We start from the raw sequence: 14,998 nt of genomic DNA, 5'->3' as shown, positions 1-14,998 counted from the left end.
CCAGGAGTAAAAAGCGAAGCGGGTAGCATGTTCTCCTGTGCATCAGACGCCGTTGTCCTGGTCAACGTAAGCACTTTCGGATGAAGGTCTGACGGCCTGCGAGGGCAATTTTTAACCTCATCTTTGCGGGTTCGCAACTTAAAAACAGGCGTATTTTTGTTAACAATTAATCAACATACAGCGATATCTGTTATTTTTTGTTATTACATAAAGATGAAAATATGCAGTAAATGGGATAACAGGATATTTCCGCTATTTTTAAAAAAATAGCGATTCATATCCAGAAGATAATACAAACCAATACCCTCATATTAATTTACAGGGTTTTCGGAAAAAACTTACCCTGTATAATAAGATGCGTATCAAATCTGAATAAGAAAAACCTTTTTGCCAACACCAGCCTAATGAGATGACCGCGCTGAGGCATAGTTCTTTTCATTACGTAAACAAGGATGCTTTCGCTCTTCCCAGGGAAATACTACGGTACAGGGATCTGCACATTATATCCTTCCGGCATTTCGAGAGTTTTACCAAACTCTGTATAACGCTTTTAACAATCTGAGGCATTAAAAATGAAACCGGCATCCGTTATCATTATGGACGAACATCCTATCGTCAGAATGTCGATAGAAGTCCTGCTACAGAAAAATAAGAATATCGCAGTCAAGCTCAAGTCTGGCGATAGCCATGAAGTCCTTGACTGTATCCGCAATCACCCTATCGATCTGGTGATCCTTGACATTGAACTCACGGGCACGGATGCCTTCTCTTTACTAAAGAGAATCAGGAACTTAAACAAAAACATTAAGGTTCTGTTCCTCTCGTCTAAATCAGAGTTGTTTTACGCAGGTCGCGCCATTCGCGCCGGGGCAAATGGCTTCGTCAGTAAACGAAAAGATTTGGGTGAGATCTACAACGCCGTAGAAATGATTCTGATGGGCTATTCCTTTTTCCCGTCGGAGACGTTGAACTTTATAAACCATTTGGGTTCCGGGAAAGGGATGGCAGTAGATATGCCATTATCGAATCGCGAGGTCACGGTATTACGGTATCTGGCGAATGGATTATCCAACAAGGAAATAGCTGAACAGCTACTATTAAGCAACAAGACCATTAGCGCGCATAAATCCAATATTTATTCCAAGCTGGGTGTGCAAAGCATCGTGGAATTAATTGATTACGCCAAAGCTCACGAGCTGCTATAACCTGAATTCACTCCCTGCAGCTTATCTGAGCTGCAGGGAGTGCGGTCAGTGCTAATTATAATTAATCATGAATGTGGCATCCGCATCAGCCCGTCCGGGCTGAGGGTTATCGGCAGTGGCAATATAATTGGCATAAAACGACAGCGTCGCATTTCCCTGTGCGTCAACCGAGACCGGCTGGCTGGCCTGCTGAAGCGCCAGGCGCGTTTTATCCGCATCCCTGATCTCAACGGCGACATGGCTTGCAGTACTGGCGTCATTCAGCGCCAGCAAGCCGCTATTGCTCCCATCAGCTTTACCCGAAAACGTAATGGACGCCGCGCCCGGCGGGCAGCCGGTCAGCTTCAGCGTAAACTGCATAGGCTGCGTGCGGCTCCCGGTGGTGCTGAGCTGTTTCGTGGGCCAGGTGCCCAGCGGGACGGCCTTGTCGCTGTCGCTGCCCTCGGCAACGCAGGTAAAATCGACGATATTGCCGTAGAGCCGAATGTTAATCTCGCCCAACGCGGTGTCCGCCTGAGCCTGGGTGCAAAGCGCAAAGAGCGCTAAGGTGATAAAACGGATCCCGTTTCGCATATCGGCTCCTTAGTCGTAATCCACGCGCAAATACCCGCGCGAGGTGAAGCGCCCTTCCGCTGGCTTATTGCCCGTCACGCTCACCGGCCAGACCCGGATCCCCACCTGCGCCTGCGCGCTGTCGTCGAGACGGAACGGAATTTTGCTCGTCAGGTTGTTGGGCGTCAGCGGCGCCCCGCTCTCGTTGGCGATGATGAACCCCACATCCGGATTATCCGACACCAGCACATTATCAGAGACTTTTTCCGCCTCGACGCGCATCGTCAGCATGGCGTTCGCCTCCACGTTGGTGCATTTGATGGCGATGGTTTTGCTTTGCGATGAGACCCCCTCCGGCTTGTTACCCACGCCCGCCTTGCTGAACAAGGAGGCGCCAATGTCGCCGAAATCAAACTCCACCACGTTACCGGCATTGATGGCGCAGCTTTGCGGCACCTGAATGGTTCCGCTGTAGCTGATGGTATAGACCGGTGTGGTGAGCGGATCGGAGGAGGTGGTGGTGACGTAAACGCGGAACATGGTGGCACGCGGGATCACCACCATGTTGATAAAACGCCGGGTCACCTTAAGACGGAAGACCAGGCTGGAGTCCTGAACGCCAAACGGTTTGTTTTTGGAGACGTTAGGATGGCTCCCCATCTGGATATAGCTTTTTGGCGGATAAAATACGCCAGCAAAGCTGTCCGTAATTTTCATCGCCCCGTCCAGATAGTCATTAAGCTTCAGATACTGGTAGCCATCGCTGGTCCCCGTTACCGGATAATCGGTCACATAGCTGCGCTTGGTGGTATTCCCGGTCGTGCCCTTCGGGCAGACGGCATTCACCCCTACCCACTGCGATTTCTCGCTGAGCGTCACGACCTGCCCAATCTGGTTATTCGAGCTGTTGAATTTATCCGTCAGATCGTAATGCACTTCCGTCGGCACGCCTTTTTCATTGACGCACACGGTCGCTAATGCGTTTGTCGCGGGCAGGAACGCCAGCAGCGACAAGGCAAAGAGTCGAGTTTTAATCACAGCCGATCCCCTTAAGTGTGATTGCCTGTTGCAGGCTCTGTTCAGACAAGCTGTAAGGTGCGCGACACTGGGACTGCGCCCCGTCGCCCCACTGGATCAGCAGTTCGCCTTCCAGCGGCAGCCCACTCAGGTATATTTGTCCGTCATCCCCCACCATGCTGGTGACGCCGCTTTTGGTCTCACGCACCACCGCGCCGAACGGCACCGGCTGGTTGCCGCGCATCACCGTCAGCAGGGCGCGCACGCCAATGCGGGTATCAAAGCTGGCGCGTACCAGCGCGCCTTTGGTCGGCACCACGCTGCTCACGTTGTTTTCGATATCGGTGTTGTTGCTCATGGTGTTGGTATCCAGCGCCACGCGGTTGTAGCGATAGACGGTGGCATACGGCATGACCGCGTAGCCTCGCCAGTCGGTTTTCACCCCGGTCTGGTTTTCAATACTGACGCCCGATGCCCCCGGCGCTTTGATCAGCACGTTGGTGTCGCCCAACGGCTGGCTGAAGGTCACGCCGTCGGCGTGGCCGACCACCCCGCCTGAGAGCTGCCAGTTGAGATCGTGCTGGTCGCGGGAATAGTTGTAGCCCACGCCCAGCGTGCCGTAGGTCGCCTGCCAGTTGGCGCTGGCGCTTCCGCTTGAGCCGTTGGTGCTGGCGTGTCCCTGGGTCACGCTGTAGTTCAGGTTGCGGTCCTCCAGCAGCGTTCCGCTGACGCCGGTTTGCCAGCTTGTGTCGCCATCGCTGTTTCGACTGGCGGATGCCGTAGCGTAGGCGCGGTCAATCGCGCTGTCCCGGCGATAGCCCTGACGGGTAAAGAGGCTGAACGGCACGGAGACGTTAAACGACGCGATCCGATCGGTGCCGTCTATCCCCACGGATTTGTTCCACGACCACGAGACGGAGTAGTTGATCCCCTTCACGCCCCCCGCGTAGCCCAGCTGGTACCAGAGGTTCGTCTCGTCTGTTCCCCAGTAGGTCTGCTCGCTGCCGGAGATATAGACCGAGCCGTAGTCCCCCAGCGACTGAGAGACGTTGAGCTGGAAGCGGCCTTTTTTATTCCACGTCAGGTTGTGATAGCTCTGCACGTCCGGCACATCGTTATCGTTCTGGCTATCGGCATACTGATAGCCTTCCATTGAGCGCCAGGCCACATCGTCGAGGGTGTAAAACCCTTTTGTGGAGTAGCGGTAGCCCAGCAGCTGGAAGTTGGTGCCGAAGCCGTTAAGAGATTTCGCGTAGAGGAAGCGCAGAGACTGCCCTTCATGCTTGCTGTCGTCCGCAAGCTGGCTGCGGGCGTGGGTGATATCAAGCGAGACCGCGCCCCAGTCGCCCAGGTTTTTCCCGGCCCCGACGGCCACCGCGGTATAGCGTGACGCCAGCTGCGTACCGCCGTAGAGCGTGTAACCGTTGGCAAGGCCGGTAACCAGGGTGCCCTGGGTGAAGAACGGTGTGTCCTGATCGCTGTTCCCGCTGCGGTAATCCCCCGCGACGAGGTCGTACTTCCAGCGACCTTCGCGCTGCAGGAGCGGGACGGTGGAGTACGGCACGGTATAGCGCTGCTGGGTGCCGTCTTTCTCTTCGACCGTGACTTCCAGGTCGCCGCTTGAGGAGGTCGGGTTAAGATCGGTAATGGCAAATGCGCCCGGCTGGACGTAGCTTTGATAGATAACGTAGCCGTTCTGGCGAACCACCACTTTGGCGGGCGTACGGGCGATCCCGCGCACGGTCGGCGCGTAGCCCTGCAGGCTGTCCGGGTACATGCTGTCAGACGAGAAAAGCCGTCCGCCGCGAAAACCCATGCTGTCGAAGACGTCATTCCCGGTATTGCTGTCGCCCAGCACCAGTTCGCTTTTAAGCGGGATGACGGTGCGCTGCGCCCAGGTGCCAATATTCTGCCACTCGCTGTGCCGCTGCCCGTTATTCTGTGTGTACCGCCATGCGCCGTTGTTACGTAAACGCCAGGCGCCATAGTTCAACCCGCTTTGCAGGTTGAGGTAATAGCTGTCGTCTTCGCTTCCCCGGTTACCGGTGAAGCTGTAGTTCACCAGCGCGGCGGGAATGCCTTCATCCCACTGTTCGGGCGGAATGTAGCCCCGGGCGCTGTTTTGCAACGCCACCTGAGGCAGGCTGACGTCCAGACGCTGTGAGGCAAAGTTGAAAGCCGTTTCGCTGCCGGGTATGGCCGTGGTCAACGGAACGCAGGTGTCGCCCTGCACCTTAGCCAGCTCGGGAAACGCCGCGACGTTGACGCCAAAGCGATCGAGCATCGCGCGCGTAATACAGGCCGATAAACCGCCCGCTACCGGCGGCGTGTTCTCGGCCTGCTCGAAACGCACGTCCTGGGTACCGATAAACTCATCGTTACGCCAGATATCCACGCGATAAACGCCGGGTGCCTGCTGGTGTCCTTGTTCAAAACGCGACAAATCCGCCACGCTGGCGGCGTCGTCGGACAAGAAGGCCGGGTTGAAATAACTTTCGCTCCAGCCAGCCTGCGGCCAGAGCGCAGCCATCAGCGCCAGTGCAACCGGGCAGTAACGTCTCTGGTGGTTTTTCATCGCCCTGACTCTGCTCACAGGTTAACGCTACGCGCCGGGGTGATGGCACCGTAGTCATTCACGCTCTGCCAGGAAAGTGTGCCGCTGGCACCGGCTGGCAGCACCTGCTGTGCCGAGCTTTTCGGCGCAACCATCAGGTTTTCCAGCGTCTGCCCGCCCATCTTCAGATTGACGAGGGTGATGTAATACGGGGAAGCGTTGCTGACTTTGAGATGGTTGCCCGCGCGCTCAAACCGCAGCTGGGAAAGCGCCTCTTCCGGCTGCATCGCCAGGTTGTTCGGGCGCACAAACAGCTTGATGCGTGAGAGGATCGCCAGCTGCAGCACGTTATTGTTTTCCGTTTTCGCTTTGTTCACCGATGGGATCGCCTTCACGTTCATGTAAAAGAGCGATTCGCGATCGGCTGGCAGCGCCGGCCCGGCGTAAATAATACGCAGCGTGTTTTCACTGTTCGGCTCGCTGACAAACAGGGGCGGAGTGACGGCAAAGGTTTTTTCTTTTTGCCCGCTCGCATTTTCGATCCACGCGTTAATTAAATAGCGTTCCTGTTTGTTGCTGTTGGTGATCGCCAGCGACGTTTGCTTTGCCTCTGCGGGATAAATAACGCGCGTGGCCCCCAGCGCAATACCGCCGGAAGCATTTGCGCAGGCAGAAACCATCATCAAAATAAACGATAAAAAAAGTCCTGGTTTAATTAGGGTATTCATCACAACCGTACCTTTAATAATGAGTTCGCAGGTGTTATGGATAAATCAACGTAAACCAGACATCCGACTGAATTTTGCCTGGCTCGAGGTGTTCGGAAATAGCCCGATAGCGGGCGCTAAAATGGAACGCGAGCTCGCGGGTATCGATCGGCAGCCAGCTGACGGCCGTGGCGTTTGGGATAATCTGACGCTGCTGTTCGTCAAAGAGCGCCAGCCCCACGCCGCTGCTGACAGGTGTTTCACCCGGCCGCGATGTCGCCAGAAAGACCTGCGGATCTTCTGCGGGCGTCACGCCCTGAAACTGGATCCCCACGGTGCGCGAAACATCAACGCTGCAGTCCAGCAGCCGCACGGTAAAAGGCACGTTAACCGTGGAAAAACTGCCCACACCGGAAAATGAATTGGTTCGGTACTGCCCCATGTCGATGCGCATATTCTGGCTGTCGGGCGCCACGGCGCAGCCGCCGTTCACCAGTTCACCCCGGAGATGAACCTTGCCACCTTCGATCACCACGGTATGCGCCGATGCCGGACAAGCCATCGCAAGGGTTAACAGCAGTAGTGTTCCAGTCCTTGTCATCCTTCGTTCCTGGCATTTGCGTATGACGGGCCTCGTCCGTGAGGCCTGAACATCCCTGTGCGGAGGAATTACTCGTATTTCATTACGAAGGTGGCGTCAGCGTTCGCCTGGCCTGGCTCAGTGGTGGCAGCCGTTGATTTGTAACGTGCGGTGAACTTCAGGGTGTTGGTCCCTTCGATCAGCGTCTGCGCAGCAGAGAAGGTCGCACCGTCTGGGGTCAGAACGCTGGATTTGCTGTCGAGGATCTCAATACCCACGCCTTTCGCGGTGTTGTCGTTGTTACCGGAGGTCACGGCCAGCAGGGTTTTGTCGGTTGGGTCGATCTGACCGGTGAACGCAACAGCAGCAGTTTTCGCAACCAGCGGATCGCAATCATTCAGTTCGATATTGAATGGAATATTAGAGGTGGTATCGCCCACTTTGGTAAATTTCGCGGTACGATACTGGCCCAGATTAACGGTCTGCTCGGAAGAATCAGTATTTACTGAACAAGCCGCATTAACCAGCTCACCTTTAAAATGTACGGTACCGCCATTAACGGAAACCGGCGCAGCAGGATCTGCTGCATTTGCGGCACCTGCAACCAGGGCCAAAGTAGCAATAACAGTAGAAGCAATGTTGCTGAGTTTCATGTCTATTCCTTTAAAATGTAAATAACCCTTCCCGCGAATAATCGGGAATAAGAAATACGTTCAATTGAGTAATTGAAAGCTTATTTCGGAGGAGACAAAGTAGCTCAGGACGCGTTTTTTAAATATGTCAAAACGCTGCCATTTCGCCAGGTCACATCCTAATACCGCCTAAGAAATTGACCATCCCCTAAGAAGGGTTTTTGCGTCTCACTGATAAAAACGCGTAAAGGGTGACTGACAGCGACGCTCGCTTCTGACAAAATACACGCCATCCCCCCCTTTCAAACGTTACAGACGGAATCTTCTCTCTGATGGCAGCAAAGATTATTGACGGTAAAACGATTGCGCAGCAGGTGCGCTCTGAGGTCGCGGAAAAAGTGAAGGCGCGTAAAGCTGCCGGAAAACGCGCCCCCGGGCTGGCCGTTGTGCTGGTTGGCAGCAACCCGGCATCGCAGATTTATGTCGGCAGCAAGCGCAAAGCGTGTGAAGAGGTGGGCTTCGTCTCCCGCTCTTACGATTTGCCGGAAACCACCAGCGAAGCAGAGCTGCTGGAACTTATTGACACCCTGAATGCCGATACAGAGATCGACGGTATTCTGGTTCAGCTGCCGCTGCCGGCGGGTATCGACAACGTGAAGGTGCTGGAGCGTATTGCACCGGATAAAGACGTGGACGGTTTCCATCCGTACAACGTTGGCCGCCTGTGCCAGCGCGCGCCGCGTCTGCGCCCGTGTACGCCGCGCGGCATTGTAACGCTGCTGGAGCGCTATAACATCGACACCTACGGTCTGAACGCCGTGGTTATCGGTGCGTCCAACATCGTGGGCCGCCCGATGAGCATGGAGCTGCTGCTGGCCGGCTGCACCACCACCGTGACCCACCGCTTCACCAAAAACCTGCGTCACCACGTCGAGAACGCCGATCTGCTGATCGTCGCGGTCGGCAAGCCGGGCTTTATTCCGGGCGAGTGGATCAAAGAGGGCGCGATTGTCGTGGACGTCGGGATTAACCGTCTGGAAAACGGCAAAGTGGTCGGCGACGTGGTGTATGAAGATGCCGCCGCGCGCGCGTCTTACATTACCCCCGTACCGGGCGGCGTAGGCCCGATGACCGTAGCAACGCTGATTCAGAATACGCTGCAGGCGTGCGAAGAATATCACGACGTAGAGGACGCGTAAGATGGCGACTTTTTCATTAGGTAAACACCCGCACGTTGAGCTGTGCGATCTGCTGAAGCTGGAAGGCTGGAGCGAAAGCGGCGCGCAGGCGAAAATCGTTATCGCCGACGGGCTGGTAAAAGTCGACGGCGTGGTAGAAACGCGCAAGCGCTGCAAGATTGTCGCGGGTCAGACCGTGAGCTTTGAAGGACAGAGCGTAACCGTTACGGCCTGAGCCGTCTGATGCCCTCACCCTAACCCTCTCCCACAGGGAGAGGGGATAAAAAATCCCCTCACACCCATCACGGTTATTTATCGATCAACTTCAAATAATCACTATTTCATCTGTCGAAACATGAAAATTCTGTTGCGCGTTTTTCACTCTTTGCCCACGATAAGTAGAACGTTCTACTAAAACGTTCTACTTACAATAACAGCGCCAAAAAAGCGCTACTCGGGGGAAATCAGCATGAGTCTGATATCAGGGTTTGTTAAATCGCTGTCTAAGTTATCGATGATTGGTCGCGCCTTAATGCTGCCAATTTCACTGCTTCCCGCTGCGGGCCTGCTGCTGGCCTTTGGCGATAAGTTCCATCTGCCGCTGATGATGAACGCGGGCGGGGTTATTTTTGATAACCTGCCGATGCTGTTTGCCATTGGCTCCGCCGTGGGTCTGGCGTCAGAATCCGGCATCGCGGCGCTGTCTGCGGCGGTGTCGGTGTTTGTCACGAATATCACCATCAGCACCGTGCTGAGCATCACGCCGGAAATGGCCTCCCAGGGCGGGAAATACGCCATGGTGGTCGGCATCCCGACGCTGCAGATGGGCGTCTTCGGCGGCCTGATCTGCGGTATTCTCGCGGCCTGGTGCTATAACCGCTTCCACACCATGCAGCTGCCGGAGTTCCTGGGCTTCTTCTCCGGCAAGCGCTTCGTGGCCATTGCAACGGCGTTCCTCTCGTTCCTGATGGGGCTGCTGCTGCCGTACGTGTGGCAGCATATCCAGGCCGGTATCGACGCGCTCTCCGTGGTGGTTAACGGCGATAATCAGGCGGCGTCGACCTTTATCTTCGGTCTGGTAGAGCGCGCACTGATCCCGCTCGGTCTGCACCACATCTGGTATCCGTCCTTCTGGTATTCGTTCGGGGATTACACCACCCAGGCAGGACAGGTGATCCACGGCGACCAGACCATCTGGTTCAAGATGCTGGAAGAAGGTGTGAAGTCCTTCAGCAGCGACACCTACCAGAATGCCGGTAAATTCATGCAGGGCGAATTCCCGCTGATGCTGTTCGCGCTGCCCGCCGCGTGCCTGGCGATGTATCACGAAGCCCATACGAAGAATAAAAAAATCGCGGCCGGTATTCTGTTCTCTGCGGCGCTGACCTGCTTCCTTACGGGGATCACCGAACCGGTCGAGTTTACCTTTATCTTCGTGGCGCCAATTCTGTACGTATTTAACGCCATCATGGCGGGCCTGGCCTACATGACCATGTATCTGCTGCATGCGCATATCGCCAAGTCGTTCTCCGCGGGCTTTATCGACTATCTGTCATTCGGGATCCTGCCGTCCTTTAACGGCTACAAGACCAACTTCCTGAATGCGATTATCATCGGCATTCCAATGGGCCTAATTTATTACTTCACGTTCCGCTTTGTGATCCGTCGTTTCGACGTGAAAACGCCGGGCCGCACTGAAGTGACCGCCAACGCGGATGATAAGTCTGATTCAGAACTCGCGACCGAGATCATCACCCTGCTGGGCGGGGCGCACAACATCGACTCCGTCGGCGCCTGTATCACCCGCCTTCGCCTGGAAGTGGCAAAAAGCGAGGTGGTCGATAAGGACGGCCTGAACGGACTGGGTGCGCGCGGCGTGGTCTTCGTCGGCGACAACGGTATTCAGGTGATTTTCGGTGCCAGAGCACAGTTTATCGCCCAGACCATGTCCACCATGATCGGCAAATAATAAGATGCCTGAACGACGCGTCTCCTGTAGTCTGGGAGACGCATTGTCGTATCTGACTGATAATCGGTGAATTTCAGGGAGCGGTTTTGAAGAAAGTCAGCATTATTGATGTCGCAAAGCACGCGGGCGTATCGGTCTCAACCGTCTCGCTGGTTTTGCGCCAGAAAGGGAAAATCTCAGAGGCAACGATCGAGAAGGTCAACGCTGCCATCAATACGCTGGGCTATGTTCATAACGTTGCCGCTGCCAACCTCCGCGCCAATACGTCCAATCTGATTGGCCTGATCCTCCGTGACTTTAGCGACAGTTTCTCCATCAAGGTGATGGCGAGTATCGTCCAGGATCTTGAAAAACAGGGGTATATGGTTTTTCTCGGCCAACCCCAGAACGACCATGACCATCTTGAGCGCTGCCTGCTGTCGTTTAAGCAGCAGGGCGTCGCCGGGGTTATCTATCTGGCCTCGGATACCCGCACGTCTACCTTGCCGGAGCAGATTCGACGCTGCCTGCTGCCGCTGGTGGTGGTCTCTCAGTCGCTGCTGGATGAAAAATGCAATCTGGTGATGCGCGATAACCGTCAGGCGGCAAATCTGGCGGTGCGTTATCTTATCGAGCGCGGCCATCGCAATATCGCCTACATTGGCGGACGTGAAGGCTGCCTTATCCGCGAGCAGCGCCTGCTCGGTTTTCGCAGCGCGATGACGCAAAACGGGCTGGTCTGGCGGGACGAATACTCTCCGGCCTGCAGCGATGACACCCTGGCCGCGGGTTTCGCCACCCGCCAGCTGCTGGAAAAAAACAACACTATCACCGCCCTGCTCTGCCACTCGCCGGATGCCATGATCGGCTCCATCTCCGGTATTCATCAGGTCGGACGAACGGTGGGCAAAGATGTGTTTTTAACACAGCAGGTCGCGCTGGTCGGTTTCGAAGATATGCTCCACGTTAACCTCACCTCGCCGTCATTCACCTACGTGTCGTCCGCCAGCGAAGAGACCGGACGTCAGGCTGCCGGGCTGATTATTCGCACGCTGAAGGAGCCGACGCTGCAAACCCAGCGCATTACGCTTTCCGGGCAGCTTATCGCACGCGAGTCGGCGTAAAAATAAGAATTTGACGCGGGTCTGCCGGCGCGGGATTGCTGCTATATTTCCATGATTTGCCATGGATAATCGCAATGCCTACCGTTATTACGCACGCCGCTGTTCCGCTTTGTCTGGGCTTAGGCCTCGGAACCAAAGTGATTCCTCCCCGCCTGCTGTTTGCCGGGATTGTCCTCGCCATGCTGCCGGATGCCGACGTGCTGGCGTTCAAGTTCGGCGTCGCGTACGGCAATGTTTTCGGCCATCGCGGCTTTACCCACTCCCTGCTGTTCGCGTTTGTAGTGCCGATACTCTGCGTGCTGAGCGGCCGACGATGGTTCCGGGCCAGTCTGACGCGGTGCTGGCTGTTTTTAACCGTGTCATTGCTGTCGCACAGCCTGCTGGATTCGATTACCACGGGCGGGAAAGGCGTCGGCTGGCTGTGGCCGTGGTCAGATGAACGCTTCTTTGCGCCATGGCAGGTCATTAAGGTCGCGCCGTTTGCGCTGTCGCGCTACACCACGCCGTACGGGCATCAGGTGATCGTTTCAGAACTGCTGTGGGTGTGGCTGCCGGGAGTCGTGCTGATGGGGTTGCTGTGGTGGAGGAAACGTGCGCGCTGATGCCCTCACCCCGGCCCTCTCCCACGGGGAGAGGGAGAAAACGTAACAATTCCCTCTCCCTGCGGGAGAGGGTTAGGGTGAGGGGAAAATTACTTACGGCGCCAGGTCGTTCCCTGCGGGCCATCTTCCAGAATGATACCCATCTCGGTCAGACGATTGCGCGCCGCATCTGCCGCCGCCCAGTCTTTTGCCTGACGGGCTTCCAGACGTGCTTTGATCAACGCTTCAATTTCCGCCACTTCACCGTCGTCCGCCTGCGCACCGCTCTGCAGGAACGCGTCCGGATCCTGCTCCAGCAGGCCGAGCACGGAGGAAAGCTTACGCAGATGGGACGCCAGCGCATTCGCCGCGGCCATATCTTCTGACTTCAGGCGATTCACTTCGCGTGCCATGTCGAACAGCACGGAGTACGCTTCAGGGGTGTTGAAGTCGTCGTTCATCACCTCAACAAAGCGGGCTTCAAACGCTTCGCCGCCCGCAGCAGGAACAGACCTGTCGGTACCGCGCAGCGCGGTATACAGGCGCTCCAGCGCCGAGCGCGCCTGTTTCAGGTTCTCTTCGCTGTAGTTCAGCTGGCTGCGATAGTGGCCGGACATCAGGAAGTAGCGCACGGTTTCCGCGTCGTAATACTTCAGCACGTCGCGCACGGTGAAGAAGTTACCCAGCGATTTAGACATCTTCTCGCGGTCAACCATTACCATGCCGGAGTGCATCCAGTAGTTCACGTACTCGCCGCCGTGGGCGCAGGTGGACTGCGCGATTTCATTTTCATGGTGCGGGAACATCAGGTCCGAACCGCCGCCGTGAATGTCGAAATGCTTGCCCAGCTGCTTGCAGTTCATCGCGGAACACTCAATGTGCCAGCCCGGGCGGCCTTCGCCCCACGGGGATGGCCAGCTTGGCTCGCCCTCTTTAGACATTTTCCACAGCACGAAGTCCATCGGGTTACGCTTCACGTCAACCACGTCAACGCGCGCGCCGGCCTGGAGCTGGTCCAGATCCTGACGGGAAAGCGAACCGTAGGTTGGGTCCGTCGGCACCGAGAACATCACGTCACCGTTGTCCGCAACGTAGGCATGGCCGCGTGCGATCAGCTTTTCGGTGATCTCAATGATTTCGTGAATATGGTGGGTCGCGCGCGGCTCGCTGTCCGGGCGCTGAATATTCAGGGCGTCGAAATCTTTGTGCATCTCGACGATCATGCGATCGACCAGCGCAACGAAGCTTTCGCCGTTCTCATTAGCACGCTTGATGATTTTGTCGTCGATGTCGGTGATATTACGCACGTATTTCAGGGTGTAGCCCAGAAAACGCAGGTAGCGTGACACCACGTCGAAGGCGACAAAAGTACGGCCATGGCCAATGTGACAGAGATCGTAAACCGTAATACCACACACGTACATGCCGACTTCCCCGGCATGGATAGGTTTAAATTCCTCTTTCTGGCGCGTCATTGTATTAAAGATTTTTAACATCGAAGATTCCATGTAAACACGTGTGTGGTTGAAAACCGGCTATTCTACCCGTAATTCAAACCCGAAGCAGCACACAATGCAAGGTGATCGCATCCTGTGGTTATGCTATAACAAGCCCCTATAGATGACCCGAACGCGGGTCGACGTACCACAATAACGGAACAGGATGCAAAAATGGTTACTTTCCACACTAATCATGGCGATATCGTAATCAAAACCTTTGATGACAAAGCGCCTGAAACAGTTAAAAACTTCCTGGACTACTGCCGCGAAGGTTTCTACAACAACACCATTTTCCACCGCGTGATCAACGGCTTTATGATCCAGGGCGGCGGTTTCGAACCTGGCATGAACCAGAAAGAGACCAAAGAAGCGATCAAAAACGAAGCAAACAACGGTCTGAAAAACACCCGCGGTACGCTGGCAATGGCCCGTACTCAGGCTCCGCACTCTGCCACCGCGCAGTTCTTCATCAACGTGGCTGACAACGACTTCCTGAACTTCTCCGGCGAGAGCCTGCAGGGTTGGGGCTACTGCGTATTCGCAGAAGTGGTTGAAGGCATGGACGTGGTTGACAAGATCAAAGCCGTCTCTACTGGCCGCAGCGGTATGCACCAGGACGTTCCTAAAGAAGACGTTGTGATTACAAGCGTGACCGTCAGCGAGTAATTCGTGGCGACACTCTTTATTGCGGATCTGCATCTGCAAACAGAAGAACCGGCGATAACCGCCGGTTTTCTGCGTTTTTTACGCGGTGAAGCGAAAAGCGCCGATGCGCTGTACATCCTGGGCGACCTGTTTGAAGCCTGGATTGGCGACGATGACCCTAACCCGCTGCACCGTGAAATGGCCGCCGCCATTCACGCCCTCGTGGATTTCGGCGTTCCCTGCTACTTCATTCACGGCAACCGTGATTTCCTGATCGGCAAGCGCTACGCCCGAGAAAGCGGCATGACGCTGCTGCCGGAAGAGCAGGTGCTCGATCTCTATGGCCGCAGGGTCCTGATCATGCACGGCGACACGCTCTGCACCGACGATACCGGCTACCTGGCGTTTCGCGCCAAAGTCCACACCCCGTGGATCCAAAAGGCATTTCTTGCTCTGCCGCTGTTTATCCGCAACCGCATCGCCGCCAGAATGCGCGCGGGCAGTAAAGCCGCCAACAGCAGCAAATCCATGACCATCATGGACGTGAACCCGCAGGCCGTGGCGAGCGTGATGGAAAAGCATGACGTTCAGTGGTTGATCCACGGTCATACGCACCGTCCTGACGTCCATTCCCTTATCGCCAACGGCGAACCGGCCCATCGCGTGGTGTTGGGTGCCTGGCACACCGAAGGCTCCATGGTCAAAGTCTCGCCAGAGGGCGTGGAGCTGATCGCGTTTCCGTTCTAACCCCTCACACTATCATTCTATTTTTTTGA

The 14,998-nt window shown here is 55.8% G+C and carries 15 protein-coding genes; 8 read left to right on the top strand and 7 right to left on the bottom strand.

The annotated features are described in order from the left end of the window. Positions 1 to 572: 572 nt before the first annotated feature. Complete coding sequence (fimZ, locus tag BJ885_RS01270) at positions 573 to 1,205, top strand: fimbria biosynthesis transcriptional regulator FimZ (protein WP_023310647.1); 633 nt, start codon at positions 573 to 575, stop codon at positions 1,203 to 1,205. A 51-nt stretch (positions 1,206 to 1,256) separates the two neighbouring features. Here the strand turns inward: fimZ and sfmF are convergent, their stop codons facing one another. From sfmF to fimA, 6 genes are all read right to left on the bottom strand, one after another. Continuing rightward, positions 1,257 to 1,778: a fimbria assembly protein gene (gene sfmF / locus BJ885_RS01265; RefSeq protein ID WP_121931001.1), complete on the bottom strand. Its 522-nt coding sequence runs from the start codon at positions 1,776 to 1,778 to the stop codon at positions 1,257 to 1,259. Between the two features lie 9 nt (positions 1,779 to 1,787). Continuing rightward, complete coding sequence (fimH, locus tag BJ885_RS01260) at positions 1,788 to 2,795, bottom strand: type 1 fimbria D-mannose specific adhesin FimH (protein ID WP_121931000.1); 1,008 nt, start codon at positions 2,793 to 2,795, stop codon at positions 1,788 to 1,790. After that, positions 2,788 to 5,349 (bottom strand): fimbrial biogenesis usher protein, encoded by a 2,562-nt coding sequence (locus BJ885_RS01255; RefSeq protein WP_121930999.1) that lies wholly within the window; start codon positions 5,347 to 5,349, stop codon positions 2,788 to 2,790. The genes fimH and BJ885_RS01255 overlap by 8 nt, the downstream gene beginning before the upstream one ends. Before the next feature lie 14 nt (positions 5,350 to 5,363). Next, positions 5,364 to 6,056 carry a type 1 fimbria chaperone FimC gene (fimC, locus tag BJ885_RS01250; protein WP_121930998.1) on the bottom strand — a complete coding sequence of 231 codons (693 nt, stop codon included), beginning with the start codon at positions 6,054 to 6,056 and terminating at the stop codon, positions 5,364 to 5,366. Positions 6,057 to 6,090: 34 nt separating this feature from the next. After that, the gene (fimI, locus tag BJ885_RS01245) at positions 6,091 to 6,636 is read right to left on the bottom strand and encodes a type 1 fimbrial protein subunit FimI (RefSeq protein WP_023310642.1); all 546 of its coding nucleotides are present in this window, start codon (positions 6,634 to 6,636) and stop codon (positions 6,091 to 6,093) included. A 68-nt stretch (positions 6,637 to 6,704) separates the two neighbouring features. After that, entirely contained in the window at positions 6,705 to 7,268 is a 564-nt protein-coding gene (gene fimA, locus BJ885_RS01240) for a type 1 fimbrial major subunit FimA (RefSeq protein WP_023310641.1), read from the bottom strand. 311 nt (positions 7,269 to 7,579) lie between these two features. On the opposite strand from fimA, the gene folD reads away from it, so the two are divergent. The 5 genes from folD (at position 7,580) to BJ885_RS01215 (ending at position 12,099) form a co-directional block, all read left to right on the top strand. Next, on the top strand, positions 7,580 to 8,446 hold the full coding sequence (gene folD / locus BJ885_RS01235; RefSeq protein WP_121930997.1) for a bifunctional methylenetetrahydrofolate dehydrogenase/methenyltetrahydrofolate cyclohydrolase FolD: 867 nt from the start codon (positions 7,580 to 7,582) through the stop codon (positions 8,444 to 8,446). Position 8,447: 1 nt separating this feature from the next. Beyond that, the gene (ybcJ, locus tag BJ885_RS01230) at positions 8,448 to 8,660 is read left to right on the top strand and encodes a ribosome-associated protein YbcJ (RefSeq protein WP_023334767.1); all 213 of its coding nucleotides are present in this window, start codon (positions 8,448 to 8,450) and stop codon (positions 8,658 to 8,660) included. A 234-nt stretch (positions 8,661 to 8,894) separates the two neighbouring features. Next, complete coding sequence (locus BJ885_RS01225) at positions 8,895 to 10,394, top strand: PTS transporter subunit EIIC (RefSeq protein ID WP_029741054.1); 1,500 nt, start codon at positions 8,895 to 8,897, stop codon at positions 10,392 to 10,394. Between the two features lie 86 nt (positions 10,395 to 10,480). Beyond that, positions 10,481 to 11,497: a Mal regulon transcriptional regulator MalI gene (malI, locus tag BJ885_RS01220; RefSeq protein WP_121930996.1), complete on the top strand. Its 1,017-nt coding sequence runs from the start codon at positions 10,481 to 10,483 to the stop codon at positions 11,495 to 11,497. Positions 11,498 to 11,571: 74 nt separating this feature from the next. Then, positions 11,572 to 12,099, top strand: coding sequence for a metal-dependent hydrolase (locus tag BJ885_RS01215; protein ID WP_121930995.1), 528 nt, complete (start codon positions 11,572 to 11,574; stop codon positions 12,097 to 12,099). Between the two features lie 89 nt (positions 12,100 to 12,188). Here BJ885_RS01215 and cysS read toward each other — a convergent pair whose 3' ends face one another. Beyond that, positions 12,189 to 13,574, bottom strand: coding sequence for a cysteine--tRNA ligase (gene cysS, locus BJ885_RS01210; RefSeq protein ID WP_029741052.1), 1,386 nt, complete (start codon positions 13,572 to 13,574; stop codon positions 12,189 to 12,191). Between the two features lie 174 nt (positions 13,575 to 13,748). On the opposite strand from cysS, the gene ppiB reads away from it, so the two are divergent. Further along, positions 13,749 to 14,243, top strand: a complete 495-nt coding sequence (gene ppiB / locus BJ885_RS01205; protein WP_010428247.1) for a peptidylprolyl isomerase B — start codon at positions 13,749 to 13,751, stop codon at positions 14,241 to 14,243. 3 nt (positions 14,244 to 14,246) lie between these two features. Then, positions 14,247 to 14,969: a UDP-2,3-diacylglucosamine diphosphatase gene (gene lpxH, locus BJ885_RS01200; protein WP_121930994.1), complete on the top strand. Its 723-nt coding sequence runs from the start codon at positions 14,247 to 14,249 to the stop codon at positions 14,967 to 14,969. The last annotated feature ends 29 nt before the right edge of the window (positions 14,970 to 14,998 follow it).

The sequence above is a fragment of the Enterobacter sp. WP_7_1 genome (genome assembly GCF_003688535.1).
GTDB classification, from domain to species: domain Bacteria; phylum Pseudomonadota; class Gammaproteobacteria; order Enterobacterales; family Enterobacteriaceae; genus Enterobacter; species Enterobacter asburiae.
This window is presented reverse-complemented; position numbering and strand designations above follow the sequence as displayed.